The sequence below is a fragment of the Streptomyces sp. CNS606 genome, from assembly GCF_000426325.1.
Window position 1 is genome coordinate 158,384 of record NZ_KE384521.1, and the last position, 18,291, is coordinate 176,674.

Sequence of the window (18,291 nt, forward strand, 5' to 3'; positions counted from 1 at the left end):
TGGCCGGGGTCCAGGACGAGGGTGCCGGGACGAAGTGGGCGGGCCAGGCGGGCGGCAGACGGTCGAAGCCGGCCTCCTCGGTCTTGATCGCCTCCACACGGGCGCCTGTACGGATGTCTGCCTGCATGTGCTCGGCGTAGCGCAGCAGACAGTCGACCACGTCGTCCCGGTGCGGGTAGCGGTCACCGTCCCCGCCGAGCGGCAGGCCGGGAAGCGCGCTGAAGCGCGCGGGGGAGAAGAGGGTGAGGCTGCCGTAGGAGCGCGGCCACGATCCGGCCGCCTGGTCGGACGCTTCGAGGATCACCGGTTCCCGTACGCGGGCTTTGGCGGCGCGCGCCGCGGCCAGTCCGGACTGTCCGCCTCCGATGATCGCGACGCCGACGTGTTCGGTCGTCACAGAAACCTCTTATTTCGATGACTGTCTATGTTGATTTACATCGAAGCAGGTGCCATGCTGAATGCGCAACATCGACAACGGTCGAATCATTCAGGGAGTCGTCGTGAGCACGTCCGCTACCGCAAGTGACCCGAACCTGCCCGTCGTGGTGATCGGGGCCGGCCCCGTCGGGCTGGCCGCCGCCGCGCGCCTGCTGGAGCGCGGGATCGAACCGCTGGTGCTGGAGGCCGGTGGCCGGCCTGGCGCGGCCGTGCGCGAGTGGGCGCACGTACGGCTGTTCTCGCCCTGGTCGGAGGTGACGGACCCGGCGGCGGAGAAGCTGCTCGCGCCCACCGGCTGGGTGCGGCCGGACGGCGGCGCCCACCCGACCGGCGGGGACTGGGCGGAGCAGTACCTGCAGCCGCTGGCCGACGTCCTCGGCGAGCGGCTGCGTCTCGGCGCGCGGGTCACCGGCGTCTCCCGTGCCGGACGCGACCGTGTCGTGGACGCCGACCGCGTGCGGCAGCCGTTCACCGTCCACCTGCAGACCGCCGACGGCCGCGAGGAGCGCCTGCTCGCCGGCGCCGTCATCGACGCCTCCGGCACCTGGAGCACCCCGAACCCGCTCGGCGCCGACGGCCTGCCCGTCCCCGGGGAACGCGCCGCGGCCGGGCAGATCAGCTACCGCGTTCCCGACCTCCGCACGGCGGAGGCGCGCGAGCGCTACGCCGGGAGGCGGGTCGCCGTCCTGGGGTCGGGGGCCTCGGCCTTCACCGCTCTGGCCCAGTTCGCCGAACTCGCCAAGGATGCGCCCGGCACGCATGCGGTGTGGGTGCTGCGCCGCGGGCTCAGCGCCGACACCTTCGGCGGCGGCGAGGCCGACCAGCTGCCCGAGCGCGGCGCGTTGGGCCTGCGCGCCAAGGCCGCCGTGGAGGCCGGTCACGCCACCGCCGTCACCGGCTTCCGCACGGCCGCCGTCGAGCAGGACGGGGACGGCCGTCTGGTGCTGACCGGAGAGGACGGCCGCCAGCTGGAGCCCGTCGACGAGGTCGTCGCGCTCACCGGATTCCGCCCGGACCTGTCGTTCCTGACCGAGCTGCGCCTCGGCCTCGACGAACGCCTCCAGGCCCCCGTGGAGTTGGCGCCGCTGATCGACCCGAACGTGCACTCCTGCGGCACCGTCTACCCCCACGGTGTGAAGGAGCTGACCCACCCCGAACAGGACGTGTACCTGGCCGGCATGAAGAGCTACGGCCGCGCGCCGACGTTCCTCGCGCTGACCGGCTACGAACAGGTCCGCTCCATCGCCGCCGCCCTGGCCGGCGACCACGAGGCCGCCTCACGCGTCGAGTTGACCCTTCCGGAGACAGGGGTCTGCGGCGGGGCCGGCCTCTTCGACGAGCCCGAGCAGAATGAGTCCGGTGGCGGCTGCTGCGCAGACCCCACGGCCACGCCCCAGATCGGCGACCCCACCAGCGCCCCGGGGAAGTGCTGAACCACGGTGACATCTCCGGACGCGCAGGAGGCTGTGACCGGAACAGGGGTTCGGTCACAGCCCCGCGCCGTTCTGCCCGCGCTCTGTCTGACCCAGATCACCAGCTGGGGCATCCTCTATTACGCCTTCCCCGTCCTGCTGCCCGACATCACCGCCGCGACCGGCTGGTCGGCCACCGCGGCCACCGCCGCCTTCTCCGCGGCCCTGCTGGTCTCCGCACCGGTCGGCGTGCCGCTGGGCCGCATACTGGACCGGCGCGGGCCACGTGCGGTGATGACCACCGGCTCGGCCCTCGGCACCGCCGCACTCCTGGCCGTCGCCGCAGCGCCCAGCCTCGTAGTCTTCGGCGGTGCGTGGCTCCTGGCCGGGGTGGCGATGGCCGCGACCTTCTACCACCCCGCCTTCGCCGCCCTCACCCGCTGGTGGGGCACCCGGCGAGTCCGCGCACTCACCCTGGTCACCCTCGCCGGCGGACTGGCCAGCACCGTCTTCGCCCCGCTGACGGCAGCGCTGGCGCAGGAGCTGTCCTGGCGGGCCACCTACCTCGTCCTGGCCCTGGTGCTGGCCACCGTCACCGTCCCCGCCCACGCCCTGGCCCTGCGCGCGCCCTGGCCACCCGCGCCGACCGCAGGATCCTCGGCAGGCACGCCCGTACAGATCGCGCGCAGCCGGCCGTTCCTCCTGCTCACCACCGCCCTGACACTGTCCGGCTTCGTGGTGTACGCGGTGGTCATCGGACTCGTCCCCCTGATGCTGGAGCGCGGCGCCAGTACCACCACCGCGGCCTGGGCGCTCGGTCTCGGTGGTGCAGGCCAGACGTTGGGCCGCACGCTGTACGCGGCGCTCGCCCGACGCACCGGCACCACCACCCGCACCGTCTCCCTGCTCGCAGCAGGAGGCGCCACCACAGCAGCCCTCGGCCTCGTTCCGGGCCCGATCCCGCTGCTGGTGGCTCTCGCGGTCCTGGCAGGCATGGTCCGCGGAAACCTCACCCTCCTTCAGGCCACCGCAGTCACCGATCGCTGGGGCACCGCCCACTACGGACGCCTGTCCGCGATCCTCGCGGCTCCCGTCACCGTCGCCGCCGCTCTCGCCCCCTGGGCCGCCACCGCACTCGTGGGCCCCATCGGTGGCTATCCGCATGTGTTCGCCGCGCTGGCCATCGTTTCGGCCGTCGCCGCCGTACTGACGCTGGGCGCCCGAGTCCCCTCCGGCGCCTAGCACGCCTGGTGTCAGCCGTGCAGCTCGTCAGCGATCTGATGCGCCGCGTCGCGGGCGGGGCGGCCGACGCCGATGAGGGTGGCGGAGGCGGGGCCGGTCCAGTCTCCGTAGCCGAGCAGGTGCAGGCGTGGTTCGGCGATGGAGCGGGTGCCGTCGGTGGCGATGTGGCCGCGCGGTCCGCGCACGCCGAGCGGGGCGAGGTGGGCCAGCGCGGGGCGGAATCCGGTGCACCAGATGATCGCGTCGGCAGGGGTGCGGGAGCCGTCGGGCCACTCCGGCCCGCTCTCGGTGAGTCGGGTGAACCTCGCGTATGCAGGGAGGAGTCCGCGGTCGCGGGCCTGTCGCACGGGTGGTACGGCCACGATGTCGCCGAGTGAGGCGACGCCGCCGGTGTCGGTGTCGCCCTGGTCCAGGGCGCGGCGGCGGGCGGTGGCGACGTCGAAGAGGACGCGTCCGTCGATGTCGTCGGCGAGGTAGCGCGGCGGGCGGCGGGTTGCCCAGGTGAGTTCGACGTCATGGCGGGCGGCGAGGTCGGCGGCGATCTGGGCGCCGGAGTTGCCGCCGCCCACGACCACCACGTGCTGTCCTGCGAAGTCGTCGGGGCTGCGGTAGCCGGTGGTGTGCAGCTGGCGCCCGCGGAAGGCGGGGGCGCCGGGGACGGCCGGGAGGAAGGGGCGCGACCAGGTGCCGGTCGTGCTGATGACCGCACGGGCGCGCCAATCGCCGGCGTCGCTCTCGACCCGCAGCAACTGCCCGTCCCGGCGTACGACGTGGACGTGGACGCCGCGCTGGACGGGCAGTTCGTACCGCTTCTCGTAGTCGGCGAGGTACTCCACCACGTGTCCGGCGTCGGGGTAGAGCTCGCCGGGCTGGGCGGGCATCAGGCGGCCGGGAAGCGAGGAGTAGGCAGCGGGGCTGAACAGGCGCAGGGAGTTCCAGGCGTGCTGCCAGGCACCGCCCGGGGCCGGCTGCGCATCGAGGACGACGAAGTCCAGCCTCTGGCGGCGCAGGTGGTAGCCGGCGGCGAGTCCTGCCTGGCCGCCGCCGACCACCACCACGTCCGCGTACTGCGTCATGCCGTCACCGGTTGGCGGCAGCCAGCGTCGACTCGGAGAATCTGCGTCGCCAGGCGAGGGAGACGTAGACGAGAGCGACGAGTACCGGAACCTCGATCAAGGGGCCGACGACGCCGGAGAGCGCCTGGCCGGAGGTGACGCCGAACGTGGCGATCGCGACGGCGATGGCCAGCTCGAAGTTGTTGCCCGCCGCCGTGAACGCGAGGGTCGCGGTGCGGTCGTAGGCCATGCCGAGGGCCTTGCCGAGGGCGAAGGCACCGAACCACATCAACGCGAAGTACACCAGCAGCGGCAGCGCGATACGTGCCACGTCCAGCGGCCGGGAGGTGATGGTGCCGCCCTGCAGTGCGAAGAGGATCACGATGGTGAACAGCAGCCCGTACAGAGCGAAGGGCCCGATCCTCGGCAGGAACCGGCTTTCGTACGCCTCCCGGCCCATCTTGCTCTCGCCGAGGCGGCGGGTGAGGAAGCCGGCCAGCAGCGGGATGCCGAGGAAGATGACGACGTTGAGCGCGATCTGCCACATCGAGATGTCCAGGTCCCGGCCCTCGCCCAGGCCCAGCCAGCCGGGGAGGAGTTCGAGGTAGAACCAGCCGAGCAGGCCGAAGGCGAGGACCTGGAAGACGGAGTTGAGCGCAACCAGGACGGCGGCTGCCTCACGGTGTCCGCAGGCGAGGTCGTTCCAGATGATCACCATGGCGATGCAGCGGGCGAGCCCGACGATGATCAGGCCGGTGCGGTACTCGGGCAGGTCCGGCAGGAAGATCCATGCCAGGGCGAACATCACCGCCGGACCCAGCACCCAGTTGACGACCAGGGAGGAGACCATCAGCTTGCGGTCGCCGGTGACGGCGTCGAGCTTGTCGTAGCGGACCTTGGCCAGGACCGGGTACATCATGACCAGCAGACCGAGGGCGATGGGCAGCGAGATACCGCCGATCTCCACCTTCGACAGCACGTCGTTCAGCCCGGGGATCAGCCGCCCCAGGCCGAGACCGGCGGCCATCGCGGCAAGGATCCACACCGCCAGGAACCGGTCGAGTGTGGAGAGCTTCCCGACCACGGCTTCGCCGCCGGAGTCCGGCGGCGAAGGATTGCTGGTGGGTGCGGAGCCGGTGCTGGTGGTCACGGGCACGACCTCTTCGTGTCGGCGGCGAGAGTGGCACGGGCGGTCTCGGCCAGCTCGCCCAGCGAGGCGGCCAGTTCCTCGACCACCTCGGGTTGCAGCCGGTAGTAGGTGAAGCGGCCGCACGGCTCGGTCTCCACCACGCCCGCCTCACGCAGCACCCGCAGGTGGTTCGAGAGGTTCGTCTGCCGCGCACCGGTCTCCTCGACCAGATGCGTGGTGCACAGCGTCTCGTGAGCGAGCAGCTGCACGATCCGGAGCCGGAGAGGGTCCGCGAGCACCCGGATCAGGTCGGCCCCAGGCGGCCTCAGCTCAGCTTTGGCTGACATCATCATGGGCTGATACTCTCACATCAGCTGTCACTGACGCCAGTCGCCGCTGACCTCAGCGTGCGGCTTGCGGCCCCGTCGAGAGAGACTCCCCCTCATGCCCGAGAAGCCCTCCGTCCTGTTCGTCTGCGTCCACAACGCGGGCCGCTCCCAAATGGCCGCCGCCTGGCTCACTCACTTGGCCGGGGATCGGGTCGAGGTCCGCTCCGCCGGCTCCGCCCCGGCCGACCAGGTCAACCCCGCCGCCGTCGAGGCGATGCGCGAAGTCGGCATCGACATGGCCGCGCAAACCCCGAAGCTGCTCACCGTCGACGCCGTGCAGGCATCGGACGTGTGCATCACGATGGGCTGCGGCGACGCCTGCCCCGTCTTCCCCGGCAAGCGCTACCTCGACTGGAAGCTCGACGACCCCGCAGGCCAAGGCGTCGAAGCCGTCCGCCCCATCCGCGACGAGATCAAAGACCGCGTCGAGAAGCTCATCGCCGAGATCGCACCGCAGGCCACGAAGTGACCAGCGATGTCCGTGACGTGATCACCATCGGCTCGGACCCGCGGGCCACACCGCAGCGCTCTGCACAGCCCGCGCGTCGCTGAACCCGCTGGTCTTCGAGGGCTCCGTCACCGCCGGTGGCGCGCTCATGAGAACCACCGAGGTCGAGAACCACCCCGGCTTCCGCGACGGCATCATGGGCCCGGACCTTATGGAGTGGCGCACCATCTGTCCCTCTCGGACGGTTGGCGCGCCGACACCACGGCGCGGGCGCGGGAAGAAGGGGTGAACGGTGGCCCCCTGACCCGCGTCCTCCTCTCGTTGCGCCTGCCGGCGGCGCGGGATGAGCACGCGGCCGGTGCCGTGAGCGTTTTTCGGCCTTTCTGGTTCGAGTGTCGGCCAGGGGACCTACCGGCGAGTCGGCCGACCATAAACTTCTACACGTATGTAGATTCACCCGGGTGTCGGAGCCCCGGGCCAGAAACGGGAAGCCGTGCCCGTGGAGCGAGCTCTACGGGTCGTCAGGACGAAAGGGTGCGTTGGGTGACTGCGATCGATCTCGGCCAGGTGCTGGACAAGGCATGGGCGGACAAGGACCTGGCAGAGGTCCTCGATGCACCGGTCTCCGCCCTGAAGGGAGTGTCCGACCGTGACGGGGAACTGCTCAAGGCAGCCTTCGGTGTCACCACGGTTTCCGATCTCGGGCGCTTGAAGTACGTCCGGTGGGCGCAGGCTCTGACGGAGCTCGGAACCGCCGTCAAGTAGACCGCCCACCGATACATGACCGCGCGGTGCCGCAGGGCCCTGCGGCACCGCGCTCGTTTCGACGAATGGAGTGGACGCCACCATGGTGTTCAAGAAGCTGCTCGGCTCGCTCGGCATCGGCGGGCCCACGGTGGACACGGTCATCGACCCGGATCCCGCGATGCCCGGCGGGACTCTGAGCGGCCAGGTACACCTCAGGGGCGGCGACACGGGGTTCGACATCGACCACGTCGACCTCGAACTCGTCGCACGGGTCGAGGCCGAGTACGAGGAGGGCGAGACCGAAGGCGTCGTGGCCTTCGAGCGGTTCACTGTCGCCGGCGGCTTCCGCCTGTCCGAGGGCGAGCTGCGCAGCATCCCGTTCAGTGTGACGCTGCCGTGGGAGGCTCCGGTCACCGAGCTGCACGGGCAACCGCTGGGGATCGTGCTCGGCGTACGCACGGAGCTTGCCGTGGACGGCGCACGGGACACGAGCGACCTGGACCCCCTCGCCGTGGGGCCCCTACCGGCGCAGGAAGCGGTCCTCGAAGCCCTCGGACAGCTCGGATTCGGATTCAAATCCGCCGACCTGGAATACGGGCACATCAACGGTACCGGCCAGCAGCTGCCGTTCTACCAGGAGATCGAACTCACCCCCGCTCCCCAGTACGCCCACGCCTTGCACGAGCTGGAGGTGACGTTCCTGAGCAACCCCGGCGGCGTGGAGGTGGTTCTGGAGGCCGACAAGCCGGCGGGGTTCTTCTCGAGCGGCCACGACGTGGTCAACCGGTACGTCGTGGATCACGACACCGTTCCTCAGCGCGACTGGAACACCGAGGTCGACTCCTGGATCCGCCAGATGCTCGACCACCACGGGAGCGGCGCCCACGGCCACCCCCTTTCCGGTGACGCGAGCCACCATGGCGACCACCGTCACCAAGGCGATCATCACGGAGGCCACCACGGGCCCGGCATGGGCGCCGCCGTCGCCGCCGGAGCGGTCGGGGTGGCCGGCGGTCTGGTCGCGGCAGAAGTCGTCGACGAGGTCGGCGACTTCTTCGAAGGGGACGAGGAAGAGGGCGACGAGGACTGAGTCCTCCGTGCGGGGCCGGGCCACGTGCCGGTCCCGCACGCGTGTGACCGCCCCTCCGCAGATGATGGCCGCGGCGGCAAGCGTCGCGCTCTCACCCCGCAGCCGACCGCCGCCGCAGCGCCGGCGAGGCGGTGATGGGCGACTTGTTACTGTGCGCGTCTTTCGGTTTCCGGTGGGTCGCAGGGAGCCGGAGACATGGGTGGGGGAGAGTGGCGTTCCGGCGGTCACAGCTCCGAGGGACGCTCGGGGCGTTCCAGTGACGTGACCGGTCCGGCCGCGGGCGGCATCGACGTCACCGGCGGCGATGCCGGGAGCGGCTGCGGACTGTGCACCTGATCCTGGGCGTGCTCCTCACGGGCTTCTCCGACGTGGGCGGTGGCCTGGTCGTCCTTCTTCATGGCTTTGGCTTCGCTCTTGAGGATGCGGGCCGACTTGCCGAAGGACCGCGCCAGGTCCGGGAGTTTCTTCGCTCCGAAGAGAAGCAGGATGACGACGACGATCAGGACGATTTCCATCGGGCTGAGCATGCACAGTCTCCTTCGGCGGCTCGGGGGCCGGTGTATCAGTCGCGGGAGTTGCCGAAGAGCAGTCGGTACAGGATCAGCAGCACCAGAGAGCCGCCGATCGCCGCTGTCCACGTCGCGAGGTCGAAGAAGTCGTTGTCGACGGGCCTGTCGAGGAGTTCGGATGACAGCCAGCCGCCGACGAAGGCGCCGGCCACACCGATGAGGGTGGTCCCGACGAGACCCCCCGGGTCCCTTCCGGGCAGCAGGATCTTGGCAATGGCTCCGGCGAGGAGGCCGAGGATTATCCAGCTCAGGATGCCCATGACGGGTGGGGACCTTTCTGTCGTCCAGCTGTGCGGGTGAAGCAACGGCATTACCGCGCAAGGTGCCGCCCACCGCCGGAGCACAGACCGCCTGCGTCCACCGGGCCGGCGTGCGGCCGGCCTGGGCCACGACCGGGGCGTGTGGTTGTCACCAACGGCGCAGATGCGCCCTCCCCCGGTTGCCTGCCGGTTCCCTCGCCCGGCCGCGCGGCAGAACGCGGCGCGGCCGGGGTGAACGTCCGACCGATGTACGGGCTCACGGTGAGGACGACCTGGTCGATGAGGGGCGGGGCACCCGGCGCTTGGCGAAGAGGGTGAGGGGCGGCCCGGCACACCGGATCGTCCCGGCATGCAGAGCCAGGTTCTCGGGCGGTGTCAGACGTTGACGCCGAAGTCGGAGGCGATACCCGCCAGGCCGCTGGCGTAACCCTGGCCGACCGCCCGGAACTTCCACTCCTCCCCGTGCCGGTAGAGCTCGCCGAACACCATCGCCGTCTCCGTCGCGGCGTCCTCGCTCAGGTCGTACCGGGCGATCTCCACACCGTCGGCCTGGTTCACCACGCGGATGAAGGCGTTGCGGACCTGACCGAAGCTCTGGCCGCGGGAGGTGGCGTCGTGGATCGACACCGGAAACACGATCTTGGTGATGTCGCCCGGCACCGCGGCCAGGTTGACCTTGACCACCTCGTCGTCGCCTTCGCCCTCACCGGTCAGGTTGTCGCCGGTGTGCTCCACCGCCCCGTCGGGGCTGGTGAGGTTGTTGTAGAAGACGAAGTGCCGGTCGGAGGCGACCTTTCCGGAGTCGGTGCACAGCAGGGCGCTGGCGTCCAGGTCATGGTCGGTGCCGGTCGTGGTGCGCACGTCCCATCCCAGGCCCACGAGGACCGCCGTCAGGCCGGGGACCTCCTTGCTGAGCGAGACATTGCCGCCCTTGGCCAGTGACACTCCCACGCGATGCCTCCAAAGTCCTGTCTGCTCCGTGGCTCTGCATACTCGGGCGCAGCGAGTCAGCCACCCTCAAGAAAATCTACATCACTGTAGAAGCTGGCGACATCCCCGCACCCGGAACCCACTCGGCGTCAGCGTGGCGTGCACCTCGGTCCAGGCCGTGGCCCGGGTGACTCACGGCGAGGACGCAGACGCCGGAGGCCCTCGGTCCCGCTCCCGAGCCGACCGGGACCCGGCCGCCGCGGGCCACGCAGCAGTGCAGCCACGGCCGGTTCGGCGAGCATGCCGATGACCAGCGACGTCACCGTGATGCCGAGTTGGGCGCCCGAGAGCTGCAACGTCAGCTGCCGCACCGCGGTCAGCGCCCCGGCAGCACCGCGTTCACCGGATGCGGCAGCCCGTTCCAGAGCGCTGCGTTCGAGGGTGGTGAGGGAGAATTCGGCGGCGACGAAGATCGCACAGGCCAGGGTGAGGGCGAGCGCGGTAAGCAGGAGAAGAGCCTCGGTCACCGTGCCACCCCCGCTCCCTGGAGTCCTGAGGCAGAGCGGGTGATGGCACGGCCGGTACTGGGAGGAGGATCCTCCATCGCGGTCCCACGATTCCTTCGAGGTCAGGGCCTTCGGCCGCGGAGAGTGCGCAGCTGCGGACCATGGCAGAGGTTCTCTACAGGCGCGTAGAGGTACCCCTTCGCGCCTCTCACCACGCGTAGCGGCCCGCCTGCGCGAAGCGATGGACCGCTGAAGGTGGTCCCAGGGCACGCGGCACCGTCAACGGGCGCGCTGTCCCCGCCCGTCACAGCGCTGTCGCAGCGTGCAGGATCATCGTGAGCGCCGTCGCCGCGAAGACCGCCGACAGAGCGGAGGCGACGCTCCCAGCCGCGGCCATCCACGCCGCGACCCCCGCGGCGGTCCCCGCCGGAGGCCAGCTGCGCACGGGCGGCGACGGCGCCAACAGCGCGGCGACGCGACGCGGCACCGGCCCCGGCGCAGCCAGCTGCGCCAGGCCGGGCACGGAGGCACCGCCGGAGACCAGCGCCGCACGCGCCACGGCACGCGCCACGACCCGGCGACTGCCCACCTCACCTGCTGCTTCCTCGTCCGCCCACCGCTCGGCGTAGTAGGCGATCTCGTCCCGCAACGGACGCAGCAGCGGATTGGCCCGCGCTGCCAACTGCCCGAGCAACAACAGTCGGTGATGCGCCCGTCGAAGGTGCGCACGCTCATGCGCCAGCACCACGCGCCGCTCTTCGGACTCCAACTGCTCGAGGAGCGCCGTCGACACCACGATCCGTCCCGTGTCGCAACGGCCGGGCAGGGCGTAGGCGTAAGGGACATCGTCCGGCAGCACCGCCAACTCCCCACCCGGCAGACCCGCCAGCGCGCGGTGCGCCCGCACACGTGCCGAACAATGCCGGAAAAGCGTCACCGCCCAGCCTGCGAGCACCGCGACGAGAGCCACGATGGACACCTCTCCGAAGTACTCCTCATAGGGCACCGCCTCACGGACCTCCGGATCCGACCACCCGTCCGGGAGCGGATTGCCCGGCAGTTGAGCCGTTCCCACGACCATCAACAGCCCGAGACACAGCGTGCTGCACAGCCCCAGCAAAGCTCCCACAGCAGTCAGCAAACGAGCAGCAGCGCGCGGATGCAGATGCTGCCCGGCGAGCCGCGCGATCGGCACAGCAGTCAGGGGCAGTACCAGAGGCAGAAAGACGAAGACGCCCACGCCGCCTACTCTCCCCGCCCCTCGCTGCCGTCCAGCAGCTCCCGCAAGACCGACTCGTCACCTGCGGACAGCCCGGTCACGAATCGAGCCAGCACTGCACCACGATCCGTCTCGCCGTCCAGAACACGCCGCATTCTCAATGCGGCCAGCCCCGCCTCGTCCGAGACCGCGCGCCAGGCGAACGCCCGGCCCTCTCGTTCCCGGGAAACCGCGCCTTTGGCATGGAGGCGGGTAAGGATCGTCATGATCGTCGTATAGGCCAGGTCGAGGCCGAGCCGCTCCTGCAACCAGCCCGCCGTCACCGGGCCCGGAGCCTGTGCCAGCGCCGACAACACGAGGCCCTCCAGCTCACCCTGACCGCGGCGCCGTGCATGCGCAGCCGCCCCACCAACGGGCTCCTGGGGTTCCACGCACCCACCTCCTCCCGACTCCGCCCTGTGCGATCCCATGGTAGGCAGCTACGAGACCCCTCTCCTGCGCCCGGGCCGAGAGAGTGATCCGCTCCGTCTTGCTCCTGGACGGCCCCGACGTTCGTGGAGATCGCGAACGTCGGCGGACGGGAGCTGAGGGGCCTGGTGGGGGGCGGAGGGAGGCGTTGATCAGTCGCGCTCGGGCCAGATCGGGCCCTGGTCGGTCCAGATGACGCCCTTGTTACGGCACAGGCAGAAGGGGTGGCCGATCGGGTCGGTGTAGACCTGCCATCCGTAGCCTTCCGGGCCGACGAAGTCCTGCTTCAGCGTCGCACCGAGGTCGAGCACGCGGCGCTGCTCGGGCTCGATCTCGTCCACTTCGAAGTCAAGGTGGAACTGCTTGGGGTGCTTGCCGTCGGGCCACTGCGGAGCGCGGTAGTCGTCCACCCGGATGAATGCCAGCTCGATCTCGCCGAATAGGATGCCGGCCCAGTCCTCGGAGCTGCCCTCTTTGACGGGACGACCCGTCACCTCGGAGTAGAAGGCCGCCAGCTTCATCGTGTCCGGGCAGTCGATAATGAAATCGGTGAGGCGCAGCATCCCGCGATCCTGCCACAGAGCAACGTTCAAGACCTGTGGTTATCGCCCGCGCTCAGCGTGGGTCAGTGGGTGCTGCACAGCTTGCCCCAAGCCGAGCAGCGGACAGACAAGTCCAGGAAGTCGCCGGTAAGGGCCAGGCGACAGGGAGGGCGACGCGGTCCTGGTCGCCGTCGCCGACCGGGACGATGCGACCATCGTCGTGTGGAAGCCCCTCAGGGACGTACTCCCCGACTACTGGATGACTGCCTTCCCCGGGGACATCGACGCCGGCTGGACCGCCTGACCCAAGGGGTCTCCAGCCGGCCCTTTGCGCACGGTGATGCTTCGCCGAGAGCGCTGGTCCCGCTGGTCCCTCCCCGTTCGCCCGCTGATCGACCGTGGCCCGGGTCGGGTACGTGGTTCCCGGCGGGACCCCGAGAACGGTCACCAGGATCGGAGTGCCATGACGTTCTTTCCGCGTGATGACGTACGGCCCCCGGCCGGGGTGGTCCGGGTGCCGGTGCGGATGATGCGGCCCTCGCCCGTGGCGTTCGCGAAGGCGGTCTGGGGGTTCGCCGGCGGTGCGACCGGGTCGGCCTTCACCAAGCGCTTCCGGCGGGCCGTGCTCGATCCCAGAAGGGATCCGTCGCGGGGCGTCAACGCCATGAGCCACGCACCGCTGGCCCTTCGGGAGACCGGCGCGGCCTACTTCTTCGACCCGAACGGCCTTCGCCTGGAAGGCAGTTCCGAGGTCTCCCTCGCGGTGTCCTGGGGCGAGGTGGGACGCGTGGCGCTGCAGGTGCAGCACTCGACGTTCCTCGGCCTGAAGATGCTGCGGCTGGTTCTGTGGCCGCTGTACCCGCAGAGCTTCCTGGCCGCCCATCCCGGGAGCGCGCCCGCCTGGGACGCGGGACTCGGGGGGTGCGCGTTGGCGGTGGTCAAGGCCACCACCATTCCGCGGGATTCCGTCGACCTGACCCTCGCCGGGCTGGCGTTCGCCGGCGCACGGTTCGACGGGCGGGTGGAGGAGCTGCCGCCCACCGGGTGAGCCGGACGGGCAACGGGTCGGGCGGGCGGCTGCGCGCCGAGTCGAACGGCGCGACGGCCGGGTCGGTCTGGACTCCGCTGTCCGAGGTCGCGCGCCTGCGCCGGTCGTCGCTGGTGGCCGTCGGACTCGGCCTGGCGCGGAGTCTTCCCGCGACCGGCCACGTACCGCCGGTCGCGGTCGGCGGTCTGCTTCAGCACTGCGCTTCCCTGGCCGGACCGCCCGCCTGGCCCGCCCGGCCGCCCGGGCTGGTGCACCCGGCTCGACGGGGCCCACCGGTCGGGCGGCCGTCGGCGCACGTGTCGGTGCGCGGTGTCGTCACGAGGCTCTGTCGGTCCTCGCGGCTAGCCTTCGCAGAGTGGGAGTCGTTCCCTCGGAGTCTTCCCTACGTGCACCGGAGATGTGATGGCTGGACAGTTCGATGTGGTCACGGAGGTCGACCGGCCGGTCGAGGAGGTGTTCGCGTTTCTCGCGGACGGGGAGAACGACCCGAAGTTCAGTCCCCGGGTGCTGGAGATGAAGAAGACCACCGAAGGCACCACGGGCGTCGGGACGGTGTACCGGAGCACGGTGAAGGACGCCGGGGTGAAGACCCGCCGGGAGTTCCGGATCACGGGGTTCGAGGCGCCTCGCAGCATGCGCTGGACGGAGACGTCGAAGAACCTCGTCACCGGCGAGGGCGGTTACGACCTGGAGCCGCTGGGCGAGGGCAGGACGCGGGTGCGGCTGTTCAACACCCTGACGGGACACGGGGTGGGCAGGCTGCTCGTCGGCCCCGCGCTCAAGGCGGCGAGGAAGGAGGCCGAGGACTTCGGGCGGCGCATCAAGGCAGCGGTGGAGGAGGCCCGTTGAGTGCGGGGCGGCCCCCACGCACGTCGATGGGCGGGGGTTGTCAGCGGCCCAGCAGGTGACGGCCGCGGCCGGTGAGGCGGTGCACCACGTGCGGGCCGGAGCGTCGGCTGTGGACCAGGCCGGCCGCGCGCAGCACCGTGAGGTGGCCGCTGGCGGTGGAGGCCGGCATGCCGAGGCGGGCGGCGATGGCGCCGGTGGTGTCGGTGGCGGTGAGGGCGTGAAGCACGCGGGAGCGTGCGGTGCCGAGGAGGGCGGCGAGCGCCGCCGGTGCCCCTGAGGGGTTCTCCGCCCCCGGCGGGTGGCTGCGGACCGGGTAGACCACGACCGGCGGCAGGTTGGGGTCGGCGATCGCGATGGGCGCGGTGTGGCAGAAGAAGGACGGCACGAGCCGGACGCCGCGGCCGTGGAGGCGCAGGTCGTGGTCCACCGGATAGGGCGCGGTGAGGACGGAGTCCCGCCACACGAACGGTTCCAGCGTGCCCAGTACCGCCGGGAGGCCGCCGTCCAGCGCGTCCAGGTGCCCTTCGCGGTCGGCGGCGACGGTGGCCTCGACCTCGCTCCAGTCCGGCAGGATCAGCCGGGTGTGGAAGTGCCGTGCGGCGTCGGCGACCCCGCCGAGGAGCGCCCGGTCGCCTGAGGCCAGGCGGCGTATCCACCCGGGCAGCGGCCGGTGCCGGGCGGCCAGGCGCAGTTCGCGGACGAGCCGCGGGCCGGGCGTGGCGCGCAGGGCTTCCAGAGCCGCCGACAGCCCCTCGGAGGACTCGGACGGGGTGAGGAAGTCCGGGAAGTAGGGGGCGTTCGCCGGGGCGAGGTCGCGCAGCAGCCGGCAGGCGGCGCGCAGGTCGTCGCCCTGCAGCCGCTCGTCGGCGCGTCGGCGCCACGGGCGCAGGCGCGCGGGGAGCCGGGACAGGGGGGTGGTGAGCACGTGCAGCCCGAGCACGACCTCCCACATGGGGTCCGCGGACTTCGTGAGCTGCACGTGCCGGAAGTCGCGGTCGCTGAAGTGGATGCGCAGCATGCCGGCCATGGGGCCGAGGCTAGGGCGTGTTGCGAAAGTGGCGTCGTCCGCCCGGAGGGCCGAGAGCGCAGCGGGCTGCGCCGAGGCCCGGCTACGCAGCGAGCGTGCGTGCTGGGCACCGCCCCGCAGACGCGACTTTCGCAACACGCGCTAGCGGCCGGTTTCCTGGGGTTTTCGACTGTGGCGGAAATCGGGGGCCGCCGCCGCGGGGGCACGTGCCTACGCTCACGGGCCCTGACACGGCGCCACGGCACGGCGCGCGCGGAGCGCCGCTGCCGAGGCACGTCCCCCCTTGGAGGTCATGGTGAGCGAGCACCGTCCCACGCGTCGAGGTCTTCTGAAGGCGGCCGGCGGGCTGTCCGCAGCGGCGGCCCTGGGCGGCGCGGGTGTCCTCGCGTCGGCTGCGCCGGCCGCGGCGGCCGGCGACGGCTTCGGCCTGCGCATCGTCGACCACAACGAGTCCGACCCCCGCATGTGGTACTACCGGTTCGCGACGGACGCCATCGGGTGGGACCCGGGCGTCAACGTCCTGCTCCCCGACGGCTACCACACCAGCGGCCGCCGGTACCCGGTCCTGTACCTCTTCCACGGCGGCGGCGTGGACCAGGACTTCATCACGTTCGACCGCTGGGGCATCCGGCAGCTGACCGCCGGGAAGCCGATCATCGTCGTGATGCCCGACGGCGGGCACGCCGGCTGGTACTCGAACCCCGTCACGTCCAACGTCGGTCCGCGGAACTGGGAGACCTTCCACATCGCGCAACTGCTCCCCTGGATCGACGCCAACTTCCGCACCTACGCCGAGTACGACGGCCGTGCCGTGTCCGGCTTCTCGATGGGCGGCTTCGGCGCGCTGAAGTACGCGGCCAAGTACTACGGGCACTTCGCGTCGGTGAGTTCCCACTCCGGTCCGGCCAGCATCCGCCGCGACTTCGGTCTCGTCACCCACTGGGCCAACGCGTCCTCGGCCGCGCTGGACCTGGCCGGTGGCACCGTCTACGGCGCCCCACTGTGGGACGAGGCGCGGGTGAGCGCGGACAACCCGGTCGAGCGCATCCCGAGCTACCGCAACAAGCGGGTCTTCCTCGTCGCCGGGACCAGCCCCGATCCCGTCAACTGGTTCGACACGGTCAACGAGACGCAGGTCCTCGCCGGGCATCGCGAGTTCCGCGGCCTGCTCGGGCAGGCCGGGATCCCGCACGAGTGGCACGAGGAGCCTCGCGGCCACATCTTCCGCGACTACATGTTCCGCCGGGATCTCGACGGCGTCATCGCCCGGCTCCGCAAGGCGTAACCGGCGCGAGCGGACGCGGGAACGGCGGCGGCGGGCGCCGCCTCCTGGCACCCTGGTGCTCCAGCCGGGTGGCGGAGTGCGGGGAGGCGGGCGGAATGCCGGAGCGCGGGAAGATCGACGAGCGGGTCGCCGGGAGGATTCGGCGGGACTTCCCCGAGCCGGTGGTGGCGTCCCGGGTGTGCGCGCTGCTGGAGGAGTGGGGCGAGGCCTGGCCGCTGGAGGCTCAGCGGGTGCAGGCCGCGATCGTCCTGAAGGCGGCGGGCGACGTGGACACGCTGGTGGCGCTGGTCGACCTGGCACACGCCGACTACCGGGACGCTCTGATGGCGACCGGCTTCGCCGACCGGGACTGGCGGGAGCGCATGGAGGCGGCGTTCCGTTCCGGGTGAACGTGCCTCGGGAGCCGCTCCGGGGAACGGCACCGGGGAGCGGTGCCCGCGCAGGCGTGTGGGGCCGGACGCGCAAGTTGCGCGTCCGGCCCCACGTGTGCGCATCGCGTCAGAGCAGCCGCTGGACCACGTCGGTGAGGATGCCGTCCTCCTCGAAGCCGAGCGTGCCGTCGGTGTAGGCCTCGCTGCAGACGGACTTGGTGATGGCTTCGTGGGCGGTCGCCCGGGTCTTCTCCTTGCAGTAGCGGGACTCGTCGGCGGTGGCGGCGCCGGACGCGGCGACGACGAGGAGCGGTGCGGCCAGGGCGCCGGCCACGGCGGTGCGAAGGGCAGTACGCATCGTGCGGGAATCCTTGTCCGGGAAGGGAACTCACGTGCCCGGGCACGCCAACCTTTCGCTACGTATTTCCCTTTCATCCTTTCAGTGGCACGCAGGACGTGCCGCCCATCGCCGCAGGTGAGGCGGGTGCACCCGCCCGCACACCACCCGCACGGGCGGCGACCACCGCGGGTTCGGCCCGCAGGTTTCGGTCCGCCGTTCGGGGACACCGGGAACGGGCCACGACCGTGCGAGAACCCGTAGGCTGCCCGCGGGCGCACCGTCCGTACGTCCGTACCGCACCTCCCCGGAGGCCAGGCATGCCCGCGCCGACCCAAGCCGTCCCCACACCCGGCACGCCACCGAGACCCCCGCTGGGCGCAGAGCTGGACGCGCTCCTCGTCCGCGTCGCCGACGGGGACCGGGACGCCTTCACCGGCCTCTACGGCTCCGTCGCCGCACCCGTGTTCGGGCTGGCCCGCCGGGTGCTGAGGGACGCCGCCCAGGCGGAGGACGTCTGCCAGGACACCCTGGTCGAGGTCTGGCGCACGGCGGCGCGGTTCGACGCCCGGCAGGGCAGCGCGCTGACGTGGGTGCTGACGCTGGCGCACCGGCGCGCCGTGGACCGCCTGCGGACGGTACGAGCCGCCGCCGAACGGGAGCACCGGGCCGGGCTGCTGGCCTACGCGGTGCCGTACGACGAGGTCGCCGAGGAGGTGGAGCGCCGCGAGGAGCACACGCGGGTGCGGCACTGCCTGGAGACGCTGACGCCCCGCCAGCACGAATCCCTGACGCTGGCCTACTACGGCGGTTTCACCTACCCGGAGGTCGCGGAACGCCTCGGCCTGGCCCTGGGCACGGTCAAGTCGCGCATGCGCGACGGCCTGTACCGGCTGCGGGACTGCCTCCGCACGGCCTGACCGGCACTTC

General features: G+C 71.4%; 21 protein-coding genes and 3 pseudogenes. 12 read left to right on the plus strand and 12 right to left on the minus strand.

The features are described 5' to 3' along the window. Positions 1 to 500 precede the first annotated feature (500 nt). Both K304_RS0121345 and K304_RS0121350 read left to right on the plus strand, forming a co-directional pair. Complete coding sequence (locus K304_RS0121345; RefSeq protein ID WP_027765367.1) at positions 501 to 1,871, plus strand: NAD(P)-binding domain-containing protein; 1,371 nt, start codon at positions 501 to 503, stop codon at positions 1,869 to 1,871. 33 nt (positions 1,872 to 1,904) lie between these two features. Further along, positions 1,905 to 3,092, plus strand: coding sequence for an MFS transporter (locus tag K304_RS0121350; protein ID WP_027765368.1), 1,188 nt, complete (start codon positions 1,905 to 1,907; stop codon positions 3,090 to 3,092). An 11-nt stretch (positions 3,093 to 3,103) separates the two neighbouring features. On the opposite strand, the gene K304_RS0121355 is transcribed toward K304_RS0121350, so the two are convergent. The 3 genes from K304_RS0121355 to K304_RS0121365 form a co-directional block, all read right to left on the minus strand. Then, the gene (locus K304_RS0121355; RefSeq protein WP_027765369.1) at positions 3,104 to 4,168 is read right to left on the minus strand and encodes an ArsO family NAD(P)H-dependent flavin-containing monooxygenase; all 1,065 of its coding nucleotides are present in this window, start codon (positions 4,166 to 4,168) and stop codon (positions 3,104 to 3,106) included. 4 nt (positions 4,169 to 4,172) lie between these two features. Further along, complete coding sequence (arsB, locus tag K304_RS0121360) at positions 4,173 to 5,231, minus strand: ACR3 family arsenite efflux transporter (protein WP_051308794.1); 1,059 nt, start codon at positions 5,229 to 5,231, stop codon at positions 4,173 to 4,175. 62 nt (positions 5,232 to 5,293) lie between these two features. Beyond that, a complete protein-coding gene (locus K304_RS0121365; RefSeq protein ID WP_051308795.1) occupies positions 5,294 to 5,623 on the minus strand; it encodes a metalloregulator ArsR/SmtB family transcription factor in 330 nt (109 codons plus the stop codon). A gap of 97 nt (positions 5,624 to 5,720) precedes the next feature. Between K304_RS0121365 and K304_RS0121370 the strand changes: the two genes are divergently transcribed. The 4 genes and pseudogenes from K304_RS0121370 to K304_RS0121380 all read left to right on the plus strand — a co-directional run bounded on the left by K304_RS0121370 (position 5,721) and on the right by K304_RS0121380 (position 7,950). Continuing rightward, a complete protein-coding gene (locus K304_RS0121370) occupies positions 5,721 to 6,134 on the plus strand; it encodes an arsenate reductase ArsC (protein WP_027765372.1) in 414 nt (137 codons plus the stop codon). Next, positions 6,131 to 6,330: pseudogene (locus K304_RS34195) on the plus strand (thioredoxin-disulfide reductase); the annotation flags it as partial. The gene K304_RS0121370 and the pseudogene K304_RS34195, both read left to right, overlap by 4 nt. 326 nt (positions 6,331 to 6,656) lie before the next feature. After that, positions 6,657 to 6,878: a hypothetical protein gene (locus K304_RS0121375; protein ID WP_027765373.1), complete on the plus strand. Its 222-nt coding sequence runs from the start codon at positions 6,657 to 6,659 to the stop codon at positions 6,876 to 6,878. Positions 6,879 to 6,960: 82 nt separating this feature from the next. Next, on the plus strand, positions 6,961 to 7,950 hold the full coding sequence (locus tag K304_RS0121380) for a sporulation protein (protein ID WP_027765374.1): 990 nt from the start codon (positions 6,961 to 6,963) through the stop codon (positions 7,948 to 7,950). 224 nt (positions 7,951 to 8,174) lie between these two features. Here K304_RS0121380 and tatA read toward each other — a convergent pair whose 3' ends face one another. From tatA to K304_RS0121415, 7 genes and pseudogenes are all read right to left on the minus strand, one after another. Next, complete coding sequence (gene tatA / locus K304_RS0121385) at positions 8,175 to 8,477, minus strand: Sec-independent protein translocase subunit TatA (RefSeq protein ID WP_027765375.1); 303 nt, start codon at positions 8,475 to 8,477, stop codon at positions 8,175 to 8,177. 35 nt (positions 8,478 to 8,512) lie between these two features. Then, entirely contained in the window at positions 8,513 to 8,779 is a 267-nt protein-coding gene (locus K304_RS0121390) for a GlsB/YeaQ/YmgE family stress response membrane protein (protein WP_027765376.1), read from the minus strand. 375 nt (positions 8,780 to 9,154) lie between these two features. Then, on the minus strand, positions 9,155 to 9,730 hold the full coding sequence (locus K304_RS0121395) for a TerD family protein (RefSeq protein WP_027765377.1): 576 nt from the start codon (positions 9,728 to 9,730) through the stop codon (positions 9,155 to 9,157). A 239-nt stretch (positions 9,731 to 9,969) separates the two neighbouring features. After that, a pseudogene (locus K304_RS32545) lies at positions 9,970 to 10,236 on the minus strand (CNNM domain-containing protein); the annotation flags it as partial. A gap of 283 nt (positions 10,237 to 10,519) precedes the next feature. Then, positions 10,520 to 11,455 (minus strand): M56 family metallopeptidase, encoded by a 936-nt coding sequence (locus K304_RS0121405; protein WP_027765379.1) that lies wholly within the window; start codon positions 11,453 to 11,455, stop codon positions 10,520 to 10,522. 5 nt (positions 11,456 to 11,460) lie between these two features. Then, a complete protein-coding gene (locus K304_RS0121410; protein ID WP_027765380.1) occupies positions 11,461 to 11,865 on the minus strand; it encodes a BlaI/MecI/CopY family transcriptional regulator in 405 nt (134 codons plus the stop codon). A 189-nt stretch (positions 11,866 to 12,054) separates the two neighbouring features. Next, complete coding sequence (locus K304_RS0121415) at positions 12,055 to 12,465, minus strand: VOC family protein (protein WP_027765381.1); 411 nt, start codon at positions 12,463 to 12,465, stop codon at positions 12,055 to 12,057. 442 nt (positions 12,466 to 12,907) lie between these two features. Here K304_RS0121415 and K304_RS0121425 point away from each other — a divergent pair, with 442 nt between their 5' ends. The 3 genes and pseudogenes from K304_RS0121425 to K304_RS0121430 all read left to right on the plus strand — a co-directional run bounded on the left by K304_RS0121425 (position 12,908) and on the right by K304_RS0121430 (position 14,341). Then, positions 12,908 to 13,492 (plus strand): hypothetical protein, encoded by a 585-nt coding sequence (locus K304_RS0121425; RefSeq protein ID WP_027765382.1) that lies wholly within the window; start codon positions 12,908 to 12,910, stop codon positions 13,490 to 13,492. 17 nt (positions 13,493 to 13,509) lie between these two features. After that, positions 13,510 to 13,689: pseudogene (locus K304_RS34200) on the plus strand (NUDIX hydrolase); the annotation flags it as partial. 205 nt (positions 13,690 to 13,894) lie between these two features. After that, positions 13,895 to 14,341 (plus strand): SRPBCC family protein, encoded by a 447-nt coding sequence (locus K304_RS0121430; protein WP_027765383.1) that lies wholly within the window; start codon positions 13,895 to 13,897, stop codon positions 14,339 to 14,341. A 40-nt stretch (positions 14,342 to 14,381) separates the two neighbouring features. Here K304_RS0121430 and K304_RS0121435 read toward each other — a convergent pair whose 3' ends face one another. Further along, positions 14,382 to 15,368 carry a helix-turn-helix domain-containing protein gene (locus K304_RS0121435; protein WP_027765384.1) on the minus strand — a complete coding sequence of 329 codons (987 nt, stop codon included), beginning with the start codon at positions 15,366 to 15,368 and terminating at the stop codon, positions 14,382 to 14,384. Between the two features lie 292 nt (positions 15,369 to 15,660). On the opposite strand from K304_RS0121435, the gene K304_RS0121440 reads away from it, so the two are divergent. Continuing rightward, positions 15,661 to 16,653, plus strand: coding sequence for an esterase family protein (locus K304_RS0121440; RefSeq protein ID WP_037791450.1), 993 nt, complete (start codon positions 15,661 to 15,663; stop codon positions 16,651 to 16,653). 95 nt (positions 16,654 to 16,748) lie between these two features. Further along, complete coding sequence (locus K304_RS0121445) at positions 16,749 to 17,042, plus strand: hypothetical protein (protein WP_027765386.1); 294 nt, start codon at positions 16,749 to 16,751, stop codon at positions 17,040 to 17,042. A 109-nt stretch (positions 17,043 to 17,151) separates the two neighbouring features. Here the strand turns inward: K304_RS0121445 and K304_RS0121450 are convergent, their stop codons facing one another. Further along, the gene (locus K304_RS0121450) at positions 17,152 to 17,382 is read right to left on the minus strand and encodes a hypothetical protein (RefSeq protein ID WP_158687399.1); all 231 of its coding nucleotides are present in this window, start codon (positions 17,380 to 17,382) and stop codon (positions 17,152 to 17,154) included. A gap of 299 nt (positions 17,383 to 17,681) precedes the next feature. Between K304_RS0121450 and sigK the strand changes: the two genes are divergently transcribed. After that, positions 17,682 to 18,281, plus strand: a complete 600-nt coding sequence (gene sigK, locus K304_RS0121455; protein WP_078529499.1) for an ECF RNA polymerase sigma factor SigK — start codon at positions 17,682 to 17,684, stop codon at positions 18,279 to 18,281. Positions 18,282 to 18,291: the final 10 nt, after the last annotated feature.

Coding starts and splice junctions, on each gene's coding strand:
- K304_RS0121355 (WP_027765369.1), bottom strand. CDS start 4,168: ATGACGCAGTACGCGGACGTGGTGGTGGTCGGCGGCGGCCAGGCAGGA.
- K304_RS0121365 (WP_051308795.1), bottom strand. CDS start 5,623: ATGTCAGCCAAAGCTGAGCTGAGGCCGCCTGGGGCCGACCTGATCCGG.
- K304_RS0121370 (WP_027765372.1), top strand. CDS start 5,721: ATGCCCGAGAAGCCCTCCGTCCTGTTCGTCTGCGTCCACAACGCGGGC.
- K304_RS0121380 (WP_027765374.1), top strand. CDS start 6,961: ATGGTGTTCAAGAAGCTGCTCGGCTCGCTCGGCATCGGCGGGCCCACG.
- tatA (WP_027765375.1), bottom strand. CDS start 8,477: ATGCTCAGCCCGATGGAAATCGTCCTGATCGTCGTCGTCATCCTGCTT.
- K304_RS0121390 (WP_027765376.1), bottom strand. CDS start 8,779: ATGGGCATCCTGAGCTGGATAATCCTCGGCCTCCTCGCCGGAGCCATT.
- K304_RS0121415 (WP_027765381.1), bottom strand. CDS start 12,465: ATGCTGCGCCTCACCGATTTCATTATCGACTGCCCGGACACGATGAAG.
- K304_RS0121425 (WP_027765382.1), top strand. CDS start 12,908: ATGACGTTCTTTCCGCGTGATGACGTACGGCCCCCGGCCGGGGTGGTC.
- K304_RS0121430 (WP_027765383.1), top strand. CDS start 13,895: ATGGCTGGACAGTTCGATGTGGTCACGGAGGTCGACCGGCCGGTCGAG.
- K304_RS0121435 (WP_027765384.1), bottom strand. CDS start 15,368: ATGGCCGGCATGCTGCGCATCCACTTCAGCGACCGCGACTTCCGGCAC.
- K304_RS0121440 (WP_037791450.1), top strand. CDS start 15,661: ATGGTGAGCGAGCACCGTCCCACGCGTCGAGGTCTTCTGAAGGCGGCC.
- K304_RS0121445 (WP_027765386.1), top strand. CDS start 16,749: ATGCCGGAGCGCGGGAAGATCGACGAGCGGGTCGCCGGGAGGATTCGG.
- K304_RS0121450 (WP_158687399.1), bottom strand. CDS start 17,382: ATGCGTACTGCCCTTCGCACCGCCGTGGCCGGCGCCCTGGCCGCACCG.
- sigK (WP_078529499.1), top strand. CDS start 17,682: ATGCCCGCGCCGACCCAAGCCGTCCCCACACCCGGCACGCCACCGAGA.